The sequence below is a fragment of the Pseudazoarcus sp. NS34 genome (assembly GCF_059703725.1).
On sequence record NZ_BAAKIZ010000001.1, the window covers coordinates 288,528 to 309,777 of the forward strand.

Consider the following 21,250-nt stretch of genomic DNA (forward strand, 5'->3'; position numbering starts at 1 on the left):
GCGAACATGCAACGAAAACCGTGCACCAATAAAAAAACGGGCGCCGTAGCGCCCGCTTCTGCTTCAAACCGTCTGGAGACGATTAGAAGTTGTGACGGATACCGATGTTGAAGCCGCTGGTGAATTGAGCGACGGTAACGTCGTCACCACCAACATCTTCTTCACGACCATCGTATACACCGAAGGAGCCTTCAGCTTCGTCGTTGGTGCTGACCTTGGAGTACGTGGCGTACACGTTGGTGCGCTTGGACAGAGCGTGGCTGTAACCGATTGCCCACTGCGAAGCCTTGGCATCCGCTTCGTCGAACTTGATACGCGAGTACGACACGAGGACCTTGCCAGCTTCGGAAACCGGCACGACGCCAGCCAGCATCCACTGCTTGGCCTTCTCGTCGGGGGAGCCGCTCACGTCTTCCTTGACCTGACCGTAGGCACCACGCAGATCGACCACGCCGAAGTCGTAGCCACCAACCAGGTTCCAGGCCTTGACGGTTTCGTTATCAGTGTCAGTCTTGATGCGCTCGTACGAAGCACCGGCCGTCAGCGGACCGTTCTTGTACTTACCAACGACGTTCCACAGACGCGAGTTCGGGTTGTCCGTGCCTTTCTCGTAGGCCGATTCATTACCGTCCACGTTGTTGGTGAACGTCACTTCTGCAGTGAAACCACCGAAGCTCGGGGTCGTGTAGATGATGGCGTTATCAACGCGGGTCTGCAGTTGATAGATGTTCTGGATGTTGCCCACGCCCGAAGCGCCGAACGGGTCCAGACCGGTTACCAGAGCACGGCTCGGGTTGAAGTCACGGCCGAGGCGAACCTTACCGAAATCACCCTGCAGGCCGACGAAAATCTGACGGTTGGTCGGGGTCGAGGCACGGTCAGCGTTCAGACCCTGCTCGATCTGGAAGAAAGCCTTCAGGCCGTTGCCCAGATCTTCCGTGCCACGGAAACCGATGCGGCTGGAAGCTTGGTTGCCGGAATCGATGCCGGTGCGGCTCTTGTCAGCTTCAAAGCCAGGGATAGCTTCCGAGCTGCTGTGACGGGCAAAGCCCAGGTCCATGATGCCGTAGATCTGCACGTTCGATTGAGCGAAGGCCGGAGCCGACACCAGACCGGCGACTGCCAGTGCGATGAGTTTCTTTTGCATTGAAATTCCCCTCTAGGTTCAAGTTAAAACCGACAGCGCTTGCCGGCCCCACTTACCTCTCGTCCGAGAAGCTGGATTGCATTCTGCGCAACGCAGCCTGCCCGCCGCAAGCGTGGGATGGCTTTTGCGCGTAAGCCGCGGGAATCGTGTTGCGCTGGCGCAACGCGACGCTCTTAAGGGGCCGCTTTGCGCGTGCCCAAATGAAAAACGGGCGCCGAAGCGCCCGTCATCAACTGCAGCAAATTTTGCTCAGAAATTGTGTCGAATACCGACGTTGAAGCCTTTGCTGAAGTTACCCGACTCGAAACCATTCGCGCCGGGGCCGACGTCGTAGTAGCCGATAGCCTCGGCAAAGTCGTTGGCACTCGATTGCGCGTAGGTAGCGTACACGTTGGTGCGCTTGGACAGTGCATGGTTGTAGCCGACAGCCCACTGGCTGCCCTTGAGCGAGCCAATATCGAAGGGGCCGACGTCCACATCGCGCTTGGCGCGGTTGTACGACACGAGCACCGTACCGGCGGCAGACACCGGAACCGTGGCTGCAAGCATCCACTGCTTGCCTTTGGTTTCAAGGAAGTCGAAATACTGGTTCTTGACGGTTCCGTAGGTGGCACTGACCTTGACTACGCCGAAGTCGTAGGCACCGACGAGGTTCCAGCGCTTCTCCTTGAAGCCGACCGCGTCGTTCTTCAGCCGCTCATAAGAGATGCCGGCGGAGATCGGGCCCCGCGAATAGTTCGCCATCACGTTCCACAGACGCGTGTTGACGTTGTCTTCACCCTTTGGGATGGCGGCTTCGTCAGCCGGCAGCCCGACATCGATGCCGAGGAACTCGAAGCCGACGTTGTTCGAGAAGTTGCCGCCAACGGTCAGGCCGCTGAAGCTCGGCGACGTGTACTGGATGGAGTTGTTGATCCAGGTGGTCTGGCGGTTGATGTTGAGCATGCTGCCAACACCGGCGGCCGCGAACGGATCCATGTCGGTGACTTGCTTGCGTACCGAGTTCATGTGACGACCTAGCGAGACGCGACCGAAATCGCCACCAAGACCGACGAAAACTGCTCGCGAATTCGACGGGCTGGACGACGTATCTGCCGACAGGCCCTGCTCGATTGTGAAGAAGGCGCTCAGGCCGTTGCCCAGATCCTCGGTACCGCGAAAGCCGATGCGGCTGGCTGCCTGGTTGCCAGAGTCCATCGCACTACGGGATTTGAACCCATCACCGAGGAAACCGGCTTCGCTGCCACTGAGGCGGCTGAAACCCAGGTCCATGATGCCGTAGATCTGAACGTTGGACTGTGCCAGCGCCGGCACGGACACCAGTCCGCCTACCGCCAACGCCAAAAGACTTTTCTTCATTGCGTTCCCCGAAAATAAAAACCGACCGCCACTGGCCGGCTCAATCGCATCATCACTGATGCACCTCTTAGTACTGAGCAACATTTTGCAATACATCGCGACTCGGTTACAGCGCGGTGGTCTTATTCGCTTTGACTACATGACAAGCCGTTGCAGATGCGCTACAACACGCCTGTCAAGGGCGATGTAAAAAAGCGCTTGTATTCCGTACGGCACACCCCCATACTGCGTCCGCGGGTTTTCAAAGTACGACAGCTCTTACGCAGTACCTCGCGGTATACGGTTTGTGCTCCTCGCCTTGATTCTCGTACTACCGGGCTTTTGCCCACGCATCATCTCAATCATTGCAAGGAATGCATTTCATGGCACAAGGTACTGTTAAGTGGTTCAACGACGCCAAAGGCTTCGGCTTTATTACCCCGGCTGATGGTGGCGAGGACGTCTTCGCTCACTTCTCCGCCATTCAGGGCAACGGCTTCAAGTCGCTGGCCGAAAACCAGAAAGTTTCGTTCGACATCGTCAGCGGCCCGAAAGGCAAGCAGGCAGCGAACATTCAGCGCATCGACGACTAATCGTCTGTTGCTGCAGTGAAGAAAGCCCGGGCAACCGGGCTTTTTTTCGTTTACGGCGCCGGGACGGACGAACCCAGCCACTCACCATTGACGGGAAGCCTGTGATGCGGTGGGCGCATACGCTGCACTTGTAGGACCTACGACCGCTAGAATCCCTCTCTTTTCACCAAGGCAATTCCCATGACGCGTCGCGACGGCCCCATCGGCGTATTCGATTCAGGCATCGGCGGACTGACGGTGGTACGCGCGCTGATGGATCGGCTGCCCTTCGAGGACATCGCCTACTTCGGCGACACTGCCCGCGTCCCCTACGGCATCAAATCGGTAGCCACTATCCGTCGCTTCACCGCGGAGATCACGCGGTTCCTTCTGCAGCGCGACGTAAAAATGCTGATCGTGGCATGCAATACCATGGCCGCGGTGGCGGCTGACGTTGTGCGGGATCTGGCTCTGGATTTGCCGGTACTGGATGTGATCGAGGCTGGCTCGCAAGCGGCGCTGGCGCAGTCCGTGGCCCGACGCATCGGCGTCATCGGGACACCGACCACGATAAACAGCAACGCCTACGCCCTGCGCATGCATGCGCTCGACCCAACAGTGCAGGTGTATTCGTCGGCCTGCCCGCTGTTCGTCCCGCTGGTAGAGGAAGGCTGGCTGGATCACCCTGTGACGCGCATGACCGCTCGCGAGTATCTCAAGCCCGTGTTGGCGGAAGAAGTCGATAGTCTGGTGCTCGGATGCACGCACTACCCGCTCCTCAAGCCCTTGCTGAAGAAGGTTTCGGGCAAAGGCGTGCGACTGATCGACTCGGCCAGCACCACCGCCGACCTGGCTGCCGAACGCCTGACGACACTCGACCTTGCGTGTAGCAGTAGAGCCCCGGAACACCGCTTTTACGTCACCGACGTGCCCTTGCGCTTTCAGACCATCGGGGAACGCTTTCTGGGGCGTGCGCTGGGCCAAGTAGAGAAGGTTGACTGGGGAGAGTGAGCGCAGCGCCGCAGTCGTACATCTGACCCTGCGGAAACCTCACGGAGTATCGGTTGCCACCGGCCGTGCCGGATCGGCGCACCATTCGCTCCACGACCCCGGATACAGCCGCGAACCGTGCAGGCCCGCGACCTCCATGGCGAGCAGGTTGTGGCACGCCGTCACGCCCGAGCCGCACTGATGCACGATATCGACCGGCGAGCGGCCGCCAAGCAGCGCGTCGAATTCAGCTCGCAGTTCTGCCGCGGGGCGAAAACAGCCGTCGGAGAGGTTGCTGCGGAAAAAGCGATTGATGGCCCCGGGCACGTGGCCGGCTACGGGATCCAGGGTTTCGTTCTGACCCGCGAAACGGTCGGGGCTGCGGGCATCAACAAGGCGCACACTGCCCTCGCCCAGCGCAGCCTGAAGGGACAGCGCATCGACCGTGCCAACCGTCGATGCGCCTACCGGATGCTCAACAGCTGCCACATCAGGGGTGATCGCGTGCAAAGGAAGGCCGGCCTGGCGCCAGGCGCGGTAGCCGCCATCGAGCACGGCGGCGCGTGCATGGCCAACCCAGCGCAGCAGCCACCAGAGCCGGGCGGCGATGGCGCCCCCGGCATCGTCGCAGGCGATGACCTGATCATGCGGGCCGATGCCGAGCGCCCCCAGACGAGCAACGAAATCGGCCGGATCGGGCAAGGGATGACGGCCATTTCGACCGGTGCACCGGCCAGACAGGTCTTCATCGAGATGCATGAATACGGCACCGGGAATGTGGGCCTCGGCATACGCACGACGCCCTGCCTCAACATCGGCAAGGTCGTGACGGCAATCAACCACCCGCACATCGGGCTGACCAAGCAAGCCGGCCAGCGTCGGCGCGTCGATCAGCGTGCGGAAGTCGGTCATTCTGCCGACTCCGCGGCCTCGTCCAGCCACATCAGCGCATCACCCTCTTCGTCGAACACGCGCATTTCACCGTCGACGAACCACTGCGTCATCCACGCACTCCAGCTCAGCCACTGATTCTTCGTGAGAACGGCGACGCGACGGAAATCGTGGCGATGCTCGCGCGAAAACCGGACATCTTCCCAGGCCACATCCAAGGTGAAACTGATCATCTCGCGCAGGTCGACCAGCAGGTTCACCGGCCCTTCGAAGCGCGATTTGTACGTGAACAACTCCTCGAACTCCTTGAAGTCGGCCAGCGTGAACTCGCCAAACACGGCAATCGAGATTCTCTGCGGATTGTGGTCGATGGTGATCATGGCGCTACTCCACGAGTTATCGTGCGATCCACTATAGGGCGGGATGGCAAGCCCGTCGAGTGGCGAACTTGTTGTAGCCTGACGCAGAAAGCCGCCACGAGGGACACCATGACTTTCCTGCTTGCGCTCGATCAGGGGACCACCAGTTCGCGAGCGATGATGTTCAACGCGCGGGGCCAGGTGTGCGGGGCCGCGCAACGCGAGTTCACCCAACACTACCCACATCCCGGCTGGATCGAGCACGACGCACACGAAATCCTGACCACACAGCTCGATTGCGCGCGCGCCGCCATTGCGCAGGCCGGCATCGCCCCCTCGGCCATTGCCGCGCTGGGCATCACCAACCAGCGTGAGACCTCGGTGATGTGGGACCGCAAGAACGGCCGCGCGATTGCGCCTGCCATCGTATGGCAGGACCGCCGCACCGCGAGCGACTGCGACCGACTGCGTGACGCCGGTCATGCAGATCTGATCCGCAGCATCACGGGGCTGGAGGTCGACGCTTACTTCTCCGCCACGAAGATCGCATGGCTGCTGCACAACATCCCAGGAGCTCGGGAGCGAGCGGCGCGTGGTGAGCTGGCATTCGGCACCGTCGACACCTGGCTGGCGTGGCATCTGAGCGGCGGCGCGCTGCACGTCACGGATGCCGGCAACGCCTCCCGCACGATGCTCTATGACATCCATCGCCTTGGGTGGAGCGATGAACTGCTGACCTTGTTCGACATCCCTCGCACGCTGCTGCCGCAGGTCGTCGACAGCATCGGAGTCTGCGGCCACACCCGCGCGGACGTGCTCGGCGCGGCCATCCCCATTGCCGGCATCGGCGGCGACCAACAAGCCGCCACCTTTGGCCAGACGTGCTTCGCCCACGGAATGGCCAAACAGACCTATGGCACGGGATGCTTTCTGCTGATGAACACCGGCAGCGCAGCAGTGGAATCTCAAAACCGCCTGCTCACCACCATCGGCTGGCAGCGCGGGGGTGAAACCACTTACGCGCTCGAAGGCAGCATTTTCATCGGCGGCGCGTTGGTGCAGTGGTTGCGCGACGGGCTGGGCATGATCCGCTCGTCCAACGAAATTGAAGCGCTGGCTGCGTCGGTGCAGGACAGCGGCGGCGTGGTGCTCGTGCCGGCCTTCACCGGGCTCGGCGCCCCGTACTGGGACGCCTACGCACGCGGCACGCTGGTCGGCCTGACGCGCGGCACGACACGCGCCCACATTGCTCGCGCGGCGTTGGAGGCCATCGCCCTGCAGACTGTCGATCTGGTCGAAGCCATGAAACGCGACGGCGCAGGCCCGCTACACGAACTGCGCGTGGACGGCGGCGCGGCCGCCAACAATCTGCTGATGCAGCTACAGGCCGATCTGCTCGACGTGCCGGTCGTGCGTCCGCAGATGCTGGAAACCACTGCACTGGGCGCCGCCTACATGGCAGGCATCGGCGTCGGGGTATGGTCAGGGGAAGACGAAGTCGCGGCGCATTGGCAAGAGGCCGCGCGCTTTCAGCCGCGAATGAACGCGCCAGAACGTGAAGCGATGGTGGAGCGCTGGCATCGGGCAGTGGACCGATCGCGCGGATGGGCCGAGGGCTGACGCAGCACGTCGTTTGCTGCGCTCGCCGCACACCCTATACAGAGCTCGCGAGCTCGACTCGCGCTACAAGCCCGCCATCAGGCGCATTGGCGAGCGTTACCTCACCTCCTTGCGCGCGCAAAAGGTTTCGCGCGATGGCCAGCCCCAAGCCGGTGCCACCGGTATCGCGATTGCGTGATGACTCGGTACGGTAGAAGGGCTCGAACACGCGCTCGAGCTCCTCTTCGGGCAGACCGGTCCCGCGATCGCGAATGAGTACGACGGTTCCGGCCTCGATCAAGAGGTCTACGCGCTCACCGAACTTCACGCCGTTCTCGATCAGATTCCACAGCGAGCGCCGCAGCGCCATCGGGCGTGCGCTGCAGACGGCGGATTCACCGGGCGCGAGCGTCACACTCCAGCCCAGCTCCTGCGCATCCTCGGCGATGGTTTCGAGCAACGCACGCACGTCGACGCGCTGCACGCTTTCGCGATCTTCCAGGCTGCGCGCGTAGGCCAGGCCTTCACGCACCAGGGCCTGCATGTCATCCAGATCAGACTGGACGCGGCCGCGCAGCGCTTCGTCGTCAATCTGCTCGGCGCGCAGACGCAGCCGCGTAATCGGGGTCTGCAGGTCGTGCGAAATGGCAGCGAGGATGCGTGTGCGCTCATGAATGTGCTCACGAATACGCTGCTGCATGAGGCGAAAGGCGCTGGCGGCCTGGGCAACTTCGGCCGGGCCGGTGGTGGTGACCTCACCACGTTCGGGATCCTCACCAAGCACACGCGCCGCCTCAGCCAGTTCCGACAGCGGCCGAGTAGCCACGCGCACAGCAAGCCACGACAGCAAACCGATGCCGGCAATCAGCGCGGCCAGCGCGGCCAGCATGCGTTCGGGCGACGCAGGGCGGTCGGACTCTTGCTGGAAGCCGGGCAAGCGCACAGTCAACTGCGTGCCGTCAGACAGGCCGACAACAGCGAACACGCGCGGCGTCGAGCGCCCCTCGCGCGACTGCGGCGGTGGCGGCTGGAAATACAAGCGCACGGAGCGATCAGGCAGCGCACGCTCCAGCGCCTGGGTGAGCGAACCGCGCCAGGCGGCCGGTGTTGCATCGGACGGCGGGCCGTCGAGTGAAAAGCGCAGACGGCGATGACGCATCGTCTCGAGTTGCGTCGCACGCTCGATGGGCGTCAGGCGGTCGATGACGTCCACCACGGCGCCAACCTCGCGCGCGATGCCTTCGATCATCACGTCACGATCAAACCGCTCGCGTTCCCCGAGGAACAGCCAGAAGCTGGTGCCCAGCACCACCGCCAGGCCGACCAGCCAGATCCACATCAGGCGGGCGAACAGCGTGCGCGGGATCAGCTTCACGACTCGGCCTCGACGTCGGCGGCCAGCACGTAGCCGCCGTTGCGCACCGTCTTGATGATGGCCGGGTCGCGCGCGTTGTCGCGCAGACGCTGACGCAGGCGGCTCACCGCCAGATCGATGGAGCGGTCGAAGACCTCGGCGTCACGCCCGCGTGTCAGCTCCATCAACTGATCGCGCGAGAGCACCTTCCGGGGATGGGCGACGAACACCTCAAGCATGCGGAACTCGGAGCCCGACAACGGCACCACCACGCCTTCGCCGTCGACCAGATGGCGCGCCACGCTGTCCAGCGTCCAGCCCGCAAAGCGCAGAATGCGCGGCGTCTCGGCTTCGTCAAGGTTGGGCGGCAAGGCGCGCGCGCGGCGCAGAATGGCACGGATGCGCGCGTACAGTTCGCGCGGCACGAAGGGCTTGGGCAGGTAATCGTCAGCGCCCATTTCGAGGCCGACGATACGGTCCATTTCCTCGCCGCGCGCCGTCAGCATCAGCACCGGCGTCGACACATGCGGCCCGCCGGCGCGCAGACCGCGGCACAGGCTCAGGCCGTCTTCGCCGGGCATCATGATGTCGAGCACGATCAGGTCGATGCGATGGTGATCAAGCACCATGCGCATCTCGCGGCCGTTGCCGGCGGTGGTACAGCGCAAACCCTGCTTGGTGAGGTAATCGGCGAGCAGCTCGCGGATGTCGCGGTCGTCGTCGACGATAAGGATGTGGTCGGCTGTGGCGCTCATCGTGGTCTTGTCCTGGTGCATGTACGTGCACAACGGAAGCATCGCGCAAGCCGGGCGCCGCGTATGTACCGCCCTGTATCAGCGCGCGATCATGTTGTCGCGATGAATCAGCTCTGGCTCGTCGATGTAGCCGAGCAGCGCCTCGATACGGTCGCTGGGCTGGCGCGCGATGCGCCGGCATTCCGAACTGCTGTAGTTGACCAGCCCGCGTGCGATCTCGTCGCCGCCCGCAGTGCGGCAGGCAACGATGCCACCGCGCTCGAACTCGCCGACGACCCGTACCACGCCGACCGGCAGCAGACTGCGCCCGCTCTTCAGCGCCTGGGCCGCTCCGTCATCAACGACGAGGCTCCCAGCCAGCTGCAGGTGATCCGCCATCCACTGCTTGCGCGCAGCCAGCGGCGTGCTGGTTGCGTACAACAAGGTGCCAAGCGGCTCGGCTGCAGCAAGGCGAATCAGCACATCGGGTTCACCGCCACTGGCAATGCACGTGTGCGCACCGCTGCGCGCGGCGCGCTGGGCGGCGCGGATCTTGGTGATCATGCCGCCCTTGCTGATGCCGGTGCCGGCGCCGCCGGCCATGGCTTCGTAAGCGCGATCCTCGGCGCGACCTTCGCTGATCAGCGTGGCGGCCGGGTCGCGACGCGGATCGGCCGTGTACAGGCCCTGCTGGTCGGTCAGGATGATCAGCGCGTCGGCTTCGATCAGGTTGGCGACCAGCGCGCCGAGCGTGTCGTTGTCGCCGAACTTGATCTCGTCGGTGACGATGGTGTCGTTCTCGTTGATGATCGGCACCACGCCGAGTTCGAGCAGCGTGGCCAGCGTCGAACGCGCATTGAGGTAGCGCTTGCGATCGGCCAGATCCTCGTGCGTGAGCAGGATCTGAGCGGTGTGGAGCCCGTGGGCAGAGAAAGCCTCCTCATAGGCCTCGACCAAGCCCATCTGCCCCACGGCAGCGGCGGCCTGCAGGCGGTGCATTTCGTGCGGACGCTTGTGCCAGCCCAGCCGCTGCATGCCGGCCGCAATGGCGCCGGACGAAACCAGCACGATCTGCTTGCCGGCCGCACGCAGGGCCGCAATCTGACGCGCCCAATCGGCCATCGCGGTCTTGTCCAGACCGGCGCCGTTGCGGGTCACCAGCGCGCTGCCGACCTTGACGATCAGGCGGCGCGAGGAACGGATTTTTTCTCTCATGACAATGACGATGGTCGAAAGTCAGTGCTTGGGTTCGGGCTCTTCCGGGTCTTGCGCAACAGGCGCAGCATCGGATTCGTCCAGCGGCACCTCGGCCGGAGCATTTGCTACGCGCTCTGCTTCCAGACGCGCACGCTCGGCGTCGAGGAAATCCTGCAGCGCAAAGATCAGGCCTCGGCAACCTTCGCCATTGATCGCCGCGATCTCGAAATGGCGCTCGACCGGCCCATAGGCGTCGAGAAAAGCAGCAACGCGCTCGGCGCGCTCTTCCTCGGCGATCAGATCAAGCTTGTTCAGCACCAGCCAGCGCGGCTTGTCGAACAGTTCCTGATCGTAGCGGCGCAGTTCCTCGACGATGGCCTTGGCGTCATACACCGGGTCGGCGTCCGGATCGAAAGGCGCCAGATCAACCAGGTGCAGCAGCACGCGCGTGCGCTGCAGGTGGCGCAGGAACTGGTGACCGAGGCCGGCACCTTCGGCCGCGCCTTCGATCAGCCCGGGAATGTCGGCTATGACGAAGCTGCGTTCGTTGGCGGTGCGCACCACCCCGAGGTTGGGGTGCAGCGTCGTGAACGGATAGTCCGCCACCTTGGGCTTGGCCGCGGAGACCGAGCGGATGAAGGTGGACTTGCCGGCGTTGGGCATGCCGAGCAGACCGACATCGGCCAGCACCTTGAGCTCCAGGCGCAGCATGCGCTGCTCGCCTTCCTCACCCATGGTGCGCTTGCGCGGCGCGCGGTTCACGCTCGACTTGAAGTGGATGTTGCCGAGGCCACCCTTGCCGCCACGGGCTATCATGACCTGCTTGCCGTCCTCGTCGAGGTCGGCGATCAAGTCGCCCGTCTCGTAATCGGTGATGACGGTACCGACCGGCATGCGCAGCACGATGTCGTCGCCGCCCTTGCCGTAGCAGTCGGCACCACGGCCGTTCTCGCCGCGCTCGGCACGGAAGTGGCGCGTGAAGCGGAAGTCGATGAGCGTGTTGAGGTTGCGGTCGGCCTGCGCATACACGCTGCCACCGCGACCACCATCGCCGCCGTCAGGTCCGCCGCGCGGCACGAACTTTTCGCGCCGAAAGGATGCGGATCCGTTGCCACCGTCGCCGGCAACCACCTCGATACGCGCTTCGTCAAAGAATTTCATCGGTACTGCCTATTCAAAAACAAAAAAGCCCTATCGCAAGGATAGGGCTTTTCGGCGTCGGGAAGCGATCAGGCCGCGTTCGGGACGATCGTCACAACGCGACGCTTCTGGGCGCCCTTGACCGAAAACTCCACGGTGCCATCGGTCAGCGCGAACAGGGTGTGATCCTTGCCCATGCCGACGTTGTCGCCGGCGTGGTACTCGGTACCACGCTGACGGATGAGGATGTTGCCGGCAATGACTGCCTGGCCACCGTAGCGCTTCACACCGAGGCGCTTGGAATGTGAGTCGCGACCGTTACGGGAACTGCCGCCGGCTTTCTTGTGTGCCATGTCGAATTACCTCCTGACTCAGGCCGAGATGGCTTCAATACGAAGCTCGGTGTAGTTCTGGCGATGGCCCTGACGCTTCTGGTAGTGCTTGCGACGGCGCATCTTGAAGATACGGATCTTGTCGTGGCGGCCGTGGGAAACCACGGTGGCCGTGACTGCGGCGCTCGAAACCAGAGGCGTGCCGATTTTCACGGACTCGCCCTCGCCGACCATGAGAACCTGGTCGATAGTGATTTCGGAACCCACGTCAGCCGGTATCTGTTCTACTTTAAGTTTTTCACCGACGACGACACGGTACTGCTTGCCGCCGGTTTTTATGACCGCGTACATGGTGAAGCTCCAATAGATGGATGGGTGCTGCAAAGAATCGCGCATTCTGCCGGCCAAGTAGCGGATAGTCAAGGGAATTGGGCATCGAGGCAATCAGCCTCGCGAGTTCCCTCGGGCCGGGCTCACACCATCGGCGCACCTCCGAAGCTGCGCGTCAGTCGCACCGAAGGCTCAAGGCGCACTGGGCTGGCGTGACCTACGTCGGCGACGGCTGCTCCGCTTCAACCGTCGGCAACTCTGCCAGCAAGCCCTCCAAAGCATGCTGCTCTGTCCGATAGTGCGCGTGGGGCTGCAGTCGCTCCCACAAGCCGGTGCGCTCCATCGCATCGATGACCTGCTTCTTCAGCCCGCAAAAAGCCAGCGTCCGCCCTTCCGTGACGAGCCGGCCATGCACCGTGGCGATGGCGTCCAGACCAGTGGAATCGATGCCGTTGATGCCCGCAGCCGACACCAGCAGCACCTTGACGTCCGACTGGGCCTTCAAGGCATCCGATGCAGCGTCCTCAAAGAGTTCGGAAGTAACGAAAGTCAGCGCACTGTCGAAGCGCATCACGACCAGGTTGGGATGCGGGTGCGGCAAGCCGAAACGCTCGCGATCACGGTAGGTACCGTCTTCATGCAGGCCGAGGTACGCCACCCGCGGCTGCATGTCGCGATACAGCATCAGCGACAGCGAGATCAGCAGCCCTACCAGAATGCCGTTCTGGATATTCGGCGCGAAGGCCAGCGTAGACACGAACGTGGCCGTGGCGGCGATGCCGTCGTCACGGCCGGCCTGCCAGGCGCGACGAAAGGCGCCGAGATCGAACAGATTGAACACCACCAACACAATCACGGCCGCCAGCACCGCCGTCGGCAAATGCCACAACAACGGCGTCAGGTACAACAGCGTAACCACCACGAAGGCCGCCGCAACCAACGACGAAAGCCCAGTGCGAGCCCCGCTTGAGAAGTTCAAGGCCGAGCGTGAAAACGATCCACTGACCGGCATCCCCCCCTGGATTGCCGAGGCGATCTTGGCCAGCCCCTGCCCCACCAGCTCGCGATTCTGCCGCCAGCGCTCGCCCGTGCGCGCCGAGATGACGCTAGCGCTCGCCGTCACTTCCATGAAACTCACCAGCGCGATCACGAAGGCGGCCGGAAACAGCGCGACGATCAGATTCCAGTCGAACGCAGGCAGCACGAATGCGGGCAGCCCTTGCGGGATGTGGCCGACCACGCGTCCGCCGCCATCCTCATACCCGAATGCCGCAGCCAGCACGATCGCCGCCGCGGTCACCAGCAACACGCCCGGCACCCGCGGTGCATAACGGCGCAGCACGATCAACGCCGCCAAGGTGCCGACACCGAACAGCAGTGCGGGCACATGCAGACTGCCGAAATTACCGAGCATGCCCAGGAAATCGATCAGGAAATGCTCAGAGCGCGGCATGCGCAAACCGAGCATTCCCGGCACTTGCGACAGCGCAATGAGCAGCGCCGAGGCGTTGATGAAACCGATCATCACCGGGCGGGACAAAAGCTTGAGCAGCCATCCCAACCGCAACCCACCAAGCGCTAGCTGGATCAGGCCGGAGAGCAACGCCAACACAATGGCGGCTTCAATGAACGCCTCGGTACCGGGACGCGCCACCGCGATCACACTGGCACCGGTCAGCAGCGAGGTCAGCGCCACAGGGCCGGTGGCGATCGCCCCACATGAGCCGAACATCGCGCCGATGATGGCCGGCAGCAGCGCGGCATATAGTCCGATGTAGGGAGGCAGCTGCGCCAACTGGGCATAGGCCAGCGCCTGCGGCACCAGAACGAGGCCTACGGTAATGCCGGCAATGATGTCTCCGCGTACGCCCAGCTTGCGCCAGGCCTGCGGCCACGCAAGAAAGGGCAGGAAGCGGAAGCGCGTCGACGGGTCTTGATTCATGAGCGACGGAACAGGGTCGAGGCAACGTCGGCAGAGTGGGTCGGTCGTGTCACAGGCCCAGCCCCAGACGACTTTCGATGAACAGCTTGTGCGGATTCGGCGGCACGAAGAACTCTTGAAAGTACACCGCCGGCCCGGAGCCGAAGAACGCAGTGCAGCTTACCAGAGTGGCGAGGGTCGGATCGGGCACGTCGATTGCGATGCAGCCTGCATGCGGAATATGGGCCTGCTCGATGAAATGATGGGTGGTTGCAAGCTGGGTGTTGAACTCGGCGGCGATTAGCTTCTTGATATTCGCGCCATTGAGCTCCGCAAGGGGGAGTTCCGCGAGTTTAGCCACACGATCCACCCGTGCGTAGAAGCGCGCGTACACCGAGAAATCGTCACCAATCTGCATGCGCCGGTCGATGCGCAGAATCTGTTCGTTGCGCTGTGCGAGATGTTTGGTCCAGCGCCCGTGTCCGTTGATGCGATAGCGGCGCAGAACGTGTGCATACACCGGCAAAAAGGAAACTCCGTCGTCACCGAGAAAACGCATATGCCATGGATCGAAGAGCTCCTTCAGGCGCGGCGGAATGTAGGTGCCATAGCCGCGCTTGCGCACCACGATGCCTTCATCGACCAGATCTCGGAAGCAGCGCTGGATGGTCCCAAGACTGAACGGCAGGCTGGCGGCAAGCTCTGTCTCGGTGGGAAGCTTTTCCCCTGGATTCCATATACCTTCCTTGATCAATTCCTTGATCGCCATGCGCAGCTGCACGTGCTTGATGTGTTGCGATCCCGCTGCGGGAATGCGTCGAACGATTTCGCTGGCGCTGTCGATCACGTCGGACATGCGCGGTTCTCCAGTTGATGAGGTTGCCGATACGCCGCTGATGCCGGCGTCTTCAGTGTCAGCGCAGCGACCACATCAGACCCAACACGCTCACCGCCAGTAGCACTGCGCCCAGACCACGAAAAAATGATCGGGTGTTCGCTCGCAACAGACGGTCGTGCAGCCGACTTCCAGCGAAATGCCCGAGCAGCACGCAGGGCAGCAGCCAGAGTTGATGCCGCATTTGCAGGTCGACTCCGGCGATCACGAAAGACGTGAGCTTCATGGCGACGATTACCACCCAGGCGACCAGAAGTGTATCGCGCAGGCGGTGACGCGCGACGTGGTTTGCGAACACCGACACGATCAACGGTCCGCCAATGAGCGACGTGCCGTTGATGTAGCCGCCGAGTGCAAGGAGCGCCGCGTCGCGCTTCGGGCCGCGGCTGCGGATCGGACGGCCGAATACATAGCCGAGCGCGTAGGCGAACACGATCGTGAAGATGATGACGCTCATGACGCGTGCCGGCAGGGTCAGCAGACCGAGCACTCCGAGCAGCGCCGGCGGTGCCATCCAGCGCAATGCGCGGCCGAGGTAGGTCCAGTCCACGCCGCCCATGTCCGCGCCGGGCACGGACGACGGACCAGCGAACCAGCTCCGCACACCGGCCCAGCCGCCAAAAAGGATCTGCTGCATCGCGATCAGCGGCAGGAACACCAGCGGATCGTCGACGATGAACAGCAGGAATGGCAGCACCAACACTGCGCCACCAAAGCCCAAGCCGGAGCGGACAAAGCCGCTCCAGATGAACAGGGCGCCGATCAGCCCATACTCGGCCAGGGACAAATGCTCCACCCACAACCCCCTTCAAGACCGAGTACGACGCTTTCCGGCAATACAGGATCGGCTCCGCTACTGCGGAGCTGAATTTCGTCACGCGCCCGACGCGGAGGACACGATCTCGACCGTACCTGCATCGGGGTCGACAAGGATCTCATCTCCGTTCTTGATGAGCTGCGTCACGTCACCATCCTCGAAGCGGTCGCACAGCGTCATGCCGGCGAGTGCCGCGCCCTGCGCTAGGATCGTGTTGGCCTGGTTGAACAGGATCGCCACCGGCGCCATGTCGCGCGAACTCATTTCATGAAGCATCCAGGCCGATGCGACGCCGCCCTTGGCCGTGTTGAGCACCAGGATCTTGCCGACGTACGACTGACCGACGAGCTTGTGGGCCGGACGTGAGAACACGCCCTTGAGGCGATCGAGGTCGTAGCGCGCCGAGAAATTGTCCGACGCGACCAGCGCCTCACCACGCACCTTGGTGCCGACGCCGACGTGGCACTTGAGAGTCTTGCTCATACGATTTCTCCTGCGACCGCCGAGTCGATGCATGCTTCCATGCTCGCCAGCGAGGGTTGGTAGCCGTAACCGCCGATGATGTTGACGATCTTGGTCGAGTTGCTGAGCAGGCGCTTCCAGCCGTTGGCCTCACCCATCTCGCGCGCGTACTGCTGGTAGAAGCAGGTGCCGCGCAGCACCTTGCCGCCGGCGGTCTCGATGCGCTCAGTCAGGCCGAGGCGGTCGCAGTCGGCCGCAACCGGGGGCGACGTGCACACGATCAGTGCGGTGTCCGGATGCACGCGGCGCCCCTCGACCAGTTCGGCCACGCGCGACATTTCGATCAGCGACAGCTGCGGCGCGGCAAACACGACCACGTCCACCTTCTCGCCACGGCCGCCGAAGTTGCCTTGGAAGTCGCGATAGTCAGTCTCGGTGACTTCGATGGCAGGCGGCGGTGTGCCGTCGAACATTGCGGCCAGCGTAGGCGCCTCAGGCGTGATACCAACGATGTGAAACAACGGGGTTGAGCCATAGCTCGCCATGGCCGCGCCGAGATGCTTCATGTCGTCGGACGAGGGGGCCCCCTCGATGCCTTCGATGACGGGCACTTCCCAATACGAGCCACTGGCTTTTCCGATGATGCCCCCGAGGATGCCCCAGTCGGTCAGCCCACGCGGCTGGTGGCGCACCACGAAGCGCTTGGTGCCGCGGCGCTTCGCATCCAGATGCAGGCCGTAGCGCGGTGTGCGACCGGTGAGGCCGGCGGCGAGTGCCGACGGCCCGCCCTCGAAGTTGGAGTACGCACCCAACACGCTGTTGCAGTAGATCACCACACCGGTGTCACCGAAGGCGAGGTGATCACCACGTACCGGCGGCATGATGGTCTGGTAGTTGATGCAGGTGTCGGTCATCAGGATGCCGAGCGTGCGGCAGGCCGCGATGGTGCGGCGCTCGAGCGTGGCCATCTCCTCGGTCTGGCCGAGTTCCTTGTAATAGGACAGGTCGACGCCACGCGGGTCAGTGATCATCGGGATACGCACGCGGCCCGACTGCCCGACCAACCCTTCAAGGAACTCCACTCCAGCAGCACCCAGCGATTCAGGGTCGGCCATCATGTGAGCCTGCGATACCGGCACGAAATCCTCGGCGTCGAACAGGCGTCCGACTTGCATCATGTGCTCGATGGCCCATTTGCACGGCTGGCCGAACTCGCCGGCGAGCATCGCGCGCTCTTCTTCTGTAAGTCTCATCGGATGAACCTCTTTGTGTCAGTCATGGCTCGGGGGCGCTCATTTCATGGAATTGGGGAGCCAGAGCACCAGTTCCGGGAAGAAATAGATCAGGTACAACATGCCGATCTGGATCAGCAGGAAGGGCGCGGCGCCCAGCGCAAGGCGGCCGAGCTTGATGCGCGAGATACCGTGGATGGTGAAAAGGTTGACGCCGATCGGCGGCGAGATCTGGGCGATCTCCATCGCGATGCACGCGAAGATGCCGAACACCAGCGGGTCCATGCCAAGTTGCATTGCGACCGGGTAGAAGATCGGGATCGAGATCAGCAGCATTGCCGCACTCTCGAGGAACATGCCCATCACCAGGTAGGCGAGGATCATCAGGGTCAGGGCGGCGAGCCCGCTGGAGTTCTCGATGATGGCCGCAGCAATCGTCTGCGGAACCTGTTCGAAGGTCAGGAAGTGGGCGAAGAACTGCCCGAAGACGATCAGCATGAACAGCATCGAGGTGGTCGCCGTCGCCACCAACGCTGCATCGCGCAGCTTCGGCCAGTTGAGTCGGCGCTGGACGAAACCGAGCAGTGCGACATAGACCACGGCCAGCGCGCCCACTTCGGTCGGCGTGAACGCGCCGCTGTAGATCGCCGCGATGATCACAGGCGGCAGCAGGATCACACCGATGGAGCGACGCGTGATGCGCAGTTTCTCGGCCATCGGCAGGCTGCGATTGATGCGCACGACCGGCCTCGAAGTCAGCACGTAGAGCGCAAACAGCGACATCATCAGGATGCCCGGCAGCACGCCCGCGATGAAGAGTTGGCCGATCGATGTCTCGGTGATCACGCCATACAGAATCAGCGGAATCGACGGCGGAATGATGATGCCCAGCGTGCCGCCGCCAGCGACGAAGCCACCTGCGCGACGGTCGCCATAACCCTCGTTCTGCAACAGCGGGATCGCCACCAGCCCGACCGTGGCCGCGGTTGCGATACTGGAACCGGAGATCGCCGCGAAGATGCCGCAGGCAAGGATCGTCGCGACGCCGAGCGAGTTCGGGATCGATCCTGCCCAGGCCTTGGTCACGTCGAACAGATCGCGACCGGCATCGGTGCGCTGCATGATGGTGCCGGTCAGGATGAACAGCGGCAGCGCCACGAGCTCGAAGATCGACGCGCCCTGCCAGCTGATCTGGATGAACGAGCGGAAGGCGTGCATCGGGTCTTCGAGCAGGAGCGAGGCGATGAAGGCCGACAGGCCCATCGCGACAAACACCGGCATCGACAGCACCATGAACACGAACAGCAGTCCGATCGCGATGAAGCCGCCGTAATCGTAGAGAAAGTCCATCGTCCTCTCCTCAGTCGCCGGCTTCGGCGTGGTCGGGCATGCCACAGACCATGGTCACCAGGGTCTGCAACAGGAGCCCAAGGCCGCCGACGGGAATGGCGAGGTTGGGAATCCACTGCGGCACTTCGAGCAGCGTCGAGGAGGCGATGTCGTTCGACCACGAGTACCACGCGAAATACGCACCCGAGGCGATCACCAGCAGCGCGAAGGCCACTACCGACAGGTTCGAGATCAGATCGAAAGTGCTCTTCAGGCGCGGAAACAGCTGGGCCAGGATGGTCACGCGGAAATGCGCGCCACGTTTGATGGCAAGTGCATTGCCGAGAAAGCCGATGAAGATGAAGGCATACAGCGTGGTCTCGAACACCCAGATGGTCGGGTAGCCCAGCGCGCGCATCAGCGCGTCGTAGACGATGGGCAGCGCGAGCAGCAGCATCAGCGCGAGCGAGGCGCCCGTCAGGACACGGCCGAGCCGGTCCATTGCCCGGACGATGGCCGGGGCATGTTGCACGGAGGACATGGTGAATCTCCTGGCGTTGCAGGGAACCGGCTGCGGCGGCCGGAACGGCCACCGCAGCACGGCCTCAGTCAGCTGCAATCAGCTTGACGATGTCGGCGGGATACTCCTTGCGCGCCGTCTCGGCAAAGCCGGCGAGCGCGTCTTCCCACACCTTCCATTCAGGGCCGCCCTGCTGCAGAACCGTGACGGTCGAGCCCGACTGACGCACCTCGTCGGTCTGCTTGCCATAAATGTCGATGAGGTACTGCTGCATGCCCTCGCGCGCCTCGGCGACGGATTCGAGCAATGCCTTGCGCATGTCCGGATCAAGCGACTCGAATTTCTTGCGGTTCATCACATAGCCGTGGATCAGCGTGCCGATCACGCCGTTCTGCACCAGCATGTTCTTGGTGACTTCGTAGTGCTTCAGACCGACCGCGCCGCCCAGGCCGCCCATTGCCCCGTCGACGGTGCCGCGCTGTAGCGCCGAATACACGTCGCCGACGCCCATCGTGACCGGCGAACCGCCGAGTTCCTGGATCACCAGCCCGGCACCACGCGAGTACACACGCACGGACTTGCCTTTCAGGTCCTCGGGCTTGGCCAGCGGAAAGTTGGTCGAGACCACGGCCGGACCGATATCGAACAACGCCAAGATCACGGCACCTTGCTCACGGAACTTTGCGTCGAAGTAGTCGAACACCGGCTTGCCCGGCGTCAGGTTGTCGCGCGTCCAGGCCATCGACTTGTTCCACAGCGGCGTCGTCAGGATCGACACCTCGGGAATGCGGCCGGACCACGTATCCATGGTGGTCAGCGAAATATCGACGGTGCCCTGCGGAATCGCCGTCGGCACGAACTCCTGCTTGACCATCTCGCCGCCCTGGAAGGCGCGTACGCGAAATTTTCCGCCGCTCTTCTTCTCCAGCGCCTCAGTGAAGGCGGGCACGAACTGCGAGACCTGCGGGTGTTTCGGGCTCCCCCAACTCGATACCGAGAGCCGTTCGGCGTGTGCCGTACCGGCCACAGCCGAGGCGGCGAGCAGGGCTGCAGCCAGTTTCAGTGTGTGACGCTTGAACATCGTCGGACCTCCTTTGGTGGTGTGACGCTTCAACGCATGGTTTGCGGATACAGGCGCCGTCTTCTTGTCGTATGTCGTCATCCGAGACGGTCGTAACTGTGTAGTAAGTACAGCACCGAGTTTTTTTCTTGTCAATACTATGTAGTTTCTTGGTCGATTATTTTGCAATGCGCAATCAGCGACACGTGACAGGCACCCGCCCCCGCGCTAACATCCAACTTGTCTGACAACTTTCAATGGTGTGATGAGCGCACTTGATGCTCCCCAGCGAACCGCAAGACTGAGCGACGAGATTGCTGGCCGGCTCGAAGCCTGGCTGCGTGAAGAAGGCTTTCCGCCGGGCACGCAGCTGCCGACGGAGAAGGTCTTGTGCGCTCGCTTCGGCGTGAGCCGCCCGGTGATCCGTGAGGCGATTGCACGACTCAAGGCCGACGGATGCGTGCGTACCCGCCAAGGCTCAGGCGCCTTCGTGGCGGCGAAACCGGGTGCAGGCGTGTTTCGCCTGCCGATGCCCGAAACCTTGCCGCGCGATGTCGCCGAGGTATTCGAGTTGCGCTATGTGATCGAGACGGGTGCCGCCGCACTGGCAGCCGAGCGCAGGGACGACGACGACCTGAGCCGAATCCGCGCCGCACTCGAACGCATGCGCAATGCCATTGACGACGCGACGGACGCCGTGATTGACGATGACGCCTTTCACGTCGCGATCGCCGAAGCCACGCACAACCAGGCATTGGCGCGCTTCGCGCAGTTCATGGGGCAGCAGTTCTCGCACTCGCGCAAACCGACCTGGAGCGAAGCCGGGCATGCCGCAGGACGGGCGCACGAAGCACAGGATGATCACGAACGTATCTACCAGGCCATTGCCGCGGGTGACCCGGCAGCGGCGCGGCGGGCGGCGGCGGCACATCTGATCGGCGCCGCACGCCGCCTGGGACTTGACCCTGCGCGCTGGCGCGCGGTGGATGAAGGAGAGCACACATGAACACCGCCTTGACGGAAGCGCCGCC

The 21,250-nt window shown here is 63.1% G+C and carries 22 protein-coding genes; 4 read left to right on the forward strand and 18 right to left on the reverse strand.

Going from position 1 to position 21,250, the window contains the following annotated elements; translation table 11 throughout:
* Window positions 1–82: 82 nt before the first annotated feature.
* Both AC6H0N_RS01430 and AC6H0N_RS01435 read right to left on the reverse strand, forming a co-directional pair.
* Complete coding sequence (locus tag AC6H0N_RS01430) at window positions 83–1,147, reverse strand: porin (RefSeq protein WP_497572270.1); 1,065 nt, start codon at window positions 1,145–1,147, stop codon at window positions 83–85.
* A 249-nt stretch (window positions 1,148–1,396) separates the two neighbouring features.
* A complete protein-coding gene (locus tag AC6H0N_RS01435) occupies window positions 1,397–2,506 on the reverse strand; it encodes a porin (protein ID WP_497572271.1) in 1,110 nt (369 codons plus the stop codon).
* 362 nt (window positions 2,507–2,868) lie between these two features.
* Here AC6H0N_RS01435 and AC6H0N_RS01440 point away from each other — a divergent pair, with 362 nt between their 5' ends.
* On the forward strand, window positions 2,869–3,078 hold the full coding sequence (locus tag AC6H0N_RS01440) for a cold-shock protein (RefSeq protein WP_497572272.1): 210 nt from the start codon (window positions 2,869–2,871) through the stop codon (window positions 3,076–3,078).
* A 180-nt stretch (window positions 3,079–3,258) separates the two neighbouring features.
* Window positions 3,259–4,068 (forward strand): glutamate racemase, encoded by an 810-nt coding sequence (murI, locus tag AC6H0N_RS01445; RefSeq protein WP_497572273.1) that lies wholly within the window; start codon window positions 3,259–3,261, stop codon window positions 4,066–4,068.
* A 39-nt stretch (window positions 4,069–4,107) separates the two neighbouring features.
* Here murI and AC6H0N_RS01450 read toward each other — a convergent pair whose 3' ends face one another.
* Together AC6H0N_RS01450 and AC6H0N_RS01455 are read right to left on the reverse strand one after the other, a co-directional pair.
* The gene (locus AC6H0N_RS01450; RefSeq protein ID WP_497572274.1) at window positions 4,108–4,959 is read right to left on the reverse strand and encodes a sulfurtransferase; all 852 of its coding nucleotides are present in this window, start codon (window positions 4,957–4,959) and stop codon (window positions 4,108–4,110) included.
* Entirely contained in the window at window positions 4,956–5,318 is a 363-nt protein-coding gene (locus AC6H0N_RS01455) for a SpoIIAA family protein (RefSeq protein ID WP_497572275.1), read from the reverse strand. Before AC6H0N_RS01455 ends, AC6H0N_RS01450 begins: the two co-directional genes overlap by 4 nt.
* 108 nt (window positions 5,319–5,426) lie before the next feature.
* Here AC6H0N_RS01455 and glpK point away from each other — a divergent pair, with 108 nt between their 5' ends.
* Entirely contained in the window at window positions 5,427–6,917 is a 1,491-nt protein-coding gene (gene glpK / locus AC6H0N_RS01460) for a glycerol kinase GlpK (RefSeq protein WP_497572276.1), read from the forward strand.
* A 34-nt stretch (window positions 6,918–6,951) separates the two neighbouring features.
* Here the strand turns inward: glpK and AC6H0N_RS01465 are convergent, their stop codons facing one another.
* From AC6H0N_RS01465 to AC6H0N_RS01530, 14 genes are all read right to left on the reverse strand, one after another.
* Entirely contained in the window at window positions 6,952–8,271 is a 1,320-nt protein-coding gene (locus AC6H0N_RS01465; RefSeq protein WP_497572277.1) for an ATP-binding protein, read from the reverse strand.
* Complete coding sequence (locus tag AC6H0N_RS01470; RefSeq protein WP_497572278.1) at window positions 8,268–9,005, reverse strand: response regulator; 738 nt, start codon at window positions 9,003–9,005, stop codon at window positions 8,268–8,270. The genes AC6H0N_RS01465 and AC6H0N_RS01470 overlap by 4 nt, the downstream gene beginning before the upstream one ends.
* Window positions 9,006–9,083: 78 nt before the next feature.
* Window positions 9,084–10,199, reverse strand: coding sequence for a glutamate 5-kinase (gene proB, locus AC6H0N_RS01475; protein WP_497572279.1), 1,116 nt, complete (start codon window positions 10,197–10,199; stop codon window positions 9,084–9,086).
* 21 nt (window positions 10,200–10,220) lie between these two features.
* Window positions 10,221–11,342, reverse strand: a complete 1,122-nt coding sequence (gene cgtA, locus AC6H0N_RS01480) for an Obg family GTPase CgtA (protein ID WP_497572280.1) — start codon at window positions 11,340–11,342, stop codon at window positions 10,221–10,223.
* A gap of 68 nt (window positions 11,343–11,410) precedes the next feature.
* Window positions 11,411–11,674: a 50S ribosomal protein L27 gene (rpmA, locus tag AC6H0N_RS01485; RefSeq protein WP_497572281.1), complete on the reverse strand. Its 264-nt coding sequence runs from the start codon at window positions 11,672–11,674 to the stop codon at window positions 11,411–11,413.
* A gap of 18 nt (window positions 11,675–11,692) precedes the next feature.
* Entirely contained in the window at window positions 11,693–12,004 is a 312-nt protein-coding gene (gene rplU / locus AC6H0N_RS01490) for a 50S ribosomal protein L21 (RefSeq protein WP_497572282.1), read from the reverse strand.
* A 196-nt stretch (window positions 12,005–12,200) separates the two neighbouring features.
* Complete coding sequence (locus tag AC6H0N_RS01495) at window positions 12,201–13,925, reverse strand: SulP family inorganic anion transporter (RefSeq protein ID WP_497572283.1); 1,725 nt, start codon at window positions 13,923–13,925, stop codon at window positions 12,201–12,203.
* A gap of 49 nt (window positions 13,926–13,974) precedes the next feature.
* A complete protein-coding gene (locus tag AC6H0N_RS01500) occupies window positions 13,975–14,751 on the reverse strand; it encodes a GntR family transcriptional regulator (RefSeq protein ID WP_497572284.1) in 777 nt (258 codons plus the stop codon).
* A 67-nt stretch (window positions 14,752–14,818) separates the two neighbouring features.
* Window positions 14,819–15,595, reverse strand: a complete 777-nt coding sequence (locus AC6H0N_RS01505; protein ID WP_497572285.1) for a TSUP family transporter — start codon at window positions 15,593–15,595, stop codon at window positions 14,819–14,821.
* Window positions 15,596–15,673: 78 nt separating this feature from the next.
* Entirely contained in the window at window positions 15,674–16,099 is a 426-nt protein-coding gene (locus AC6H0N_RS01510; RefSeq protein WP_497572286.1) for an aconitase X swivel domain-containing protein, read from the reverse strand.
* Window positions 16,096–17,331, reverse strand: a complete 1,236-nt coding sequence (locus tag AC6H0N_RS01515) for an aconitase X (protein ID WP_497572287.1) — start codon at window positions 17,329–17,331, stop codon at window positions 16,096–16,098. The genes AC6H0N_RS01510 and AC6H0N_RS01515 overlap by 4 nt, the downstream gene beginning before the upstream one ends.
* Window positions 17,332–17,370: 39 nt before the next feature.
* Complete coding sequence (locus tag AC6H0N_RS01520; RefSeq protein ID WP_497572288.1) at window positions 17,371–18,660, reverse strand: TRAP transporter large permease; 1,290 nt, start codon at window positions 18,658–18,660, stop codon at window positions 17,371–17,373.
* A 10-nt stretch (window positions 18,661–18,670) separates the two neighbouring features.
* Window positions 18,671–19,180, reverse strand: coding sequence for a TRAP transporter small permease (locus AC6H0N_RS01525; RefSeq protein WP_497572289.1), 510 nt, complete (start codon window positions 19,178–19,180; stop codon window positions 18,671–18,673).
* 64 nt (window positions 19,181–19,244) lie between these two features.
* Window positions 19,245–20,240, reverse strand: coding sequence for a TRAP transporter substrate-binding protein (locus tag AC6H0N_RS01530; RefSeq protein WP_497572290.1), 996 nt, complete (start codon window positions 20,238–20,240; stop codon window positions 19,245–19,247).
* Window positions 20,241–20,484: 244 nt separating this feature from the next.
* Between AC6H0N_RS01530 and AC6H0N_RS01535 the strand changes: the two genes are divergently transcribed.
* Window positions 20,485–21,225 carry a FadR/GntR family transcriptional regulator gene (locus tag AC6H0N_RS01535; protein WP_497572291.1) on the forward strand — a complete coding sequence of 247 codons (741 nt, stop codon included), beginning with the start codon at window positions 20,485–20,487 and terminating at the stop codon, window positions 21,223–21,225.
* Window positions 21,226–21,250: the final 25 nt, after the last annotated feature.

Coding starts and splice junctions, on each gene's coding strand:
- AC6H0N_RS01430 (WP_497572270.1), bottom strand. CDS start 1,147: ATGCAAAAGAAACTCATCGCACTGGCAGTCGCCGGTCTGGTGTCGGCT.
- AC6H0N_RS01435 (WP_497572271.1), bottom strand. CDS start 2,506: ATGAAGAAAAGTCTTTTGGCGTTGGCGGTAGGCGGACTGGTGTCCGTG.
- AC6H0N_RS01440 (WP_497572272.1), top strand. CDS start 2,869: ATGGCACAAGGTACTGTTAAGTGGTTCAACGACGCCAAAGGCTTCGGC.
- murI (WP_497572273.1), top strand. CDS start 3,259: ATGACGCGTCGCGACGGCCCCATCGGCGTATTCGATTCAGGCATCGGC.
- AC6H0N_RS01450 (WP_497572274.1), bottom strand. CDS start 4,959: ATGACCGACTTCCGCACGCTGATCGACGCGCCGACGCTGGCCGGCTTG.
- AC6H0N_RS01455 (WP_497572275.1), bottom strand. CDS start 5,318: ATGATCACCATCGACCACAATCCGCAGAGAATCTCGATTGCCGTGTTT.
- glpK (WP_497572276.1), top strand. CDS start 5,427: ATGACTTTCCTGCTTGCGCTCGATCAGGGGACCACCAGTTCGCGAGCG.
- AC6H0N_RS01470 (WP_497572278.1), bottom strand. CDS start 9,005: ATGAGCGCCACAGCCGACCACATCCTTATCGTCGACGACGACCGCGAC.
- proB (WP_497572279.1), bottom strand. CDS start 10,199: ATGAGAGAAAAAATCCGTTCCTCGCGCCGCCTGATCGTCAAGGTCGGC.
- cgtA (WP_497572280.1), bottom strand. CDS start 11,342: ATGAAATTCTTTGACGAAGCGCGTATCGAGGTGGTTGCCGGCGACGGT.
- rpmA (WP_497572281.1), bottom strand. CDS start 11,674: ATGGCACACAAGAAAGCCGGCGGCAGTTCCCGTAACGGTCGCGACTCA.
- rplU (WP_497572282.1), bottom strand. CDS start 12,004: ATGTACGCGGTCATAAAAACCGGCGGCAAGCAGTACCGTGTCGTCGTC.
- AC6H0N_RS01495 (WP_497572283.1), bottom strand. CDS start 13,925: ATGAATCAAGACCCGTCGACGCGCTTCCGCTTCCTGCCCTTTCTTGCG.
- AC6H0N_RS01510 (WP_497572286.1), bottom strand. CDS start 16,099: ATGAGCAAGACTCTCAAGTGCCACGTCGGCGTCGGCACCAAGGTGCGT.
- AC6H0N_RS01515 (WP_497572287.1), bottom strand. CDS start 17,331: ATGAGACTTACAGAAGAAGAGCGCGCGATGCTCGCCGGCGAGTTCGGC.
- AC6H0N_RS01520 (WP_497572288.1), bottom strand. CDS start 18,660: ATGGACTTTCTCTACGATTACGGCGGCTTCATCGCGATCGGACTGCTG.
- AC6H0N_RS01525 (WP_497572289.1), bottom strand. CDS start 19,180: ATGTCCTCCGTGCAACATGCCCCGGCCATCGTCCGGGCAATGGACCGG.
- AC6H0N_RS01530 (WP_497572290.1), bottom strand. CDS start 20,240: ATGTTCAAGCGTCACACACTGAAACTGGCTGCAGCCCTGCTCGCCGCC.
- AC6H0N_RS01535 (WP_497572291.1), top strand. CDS start 20,485: ATGAGCGCACTTGATGCTCCCCAGCGAACCGCAAGACTGAGCGACGAG.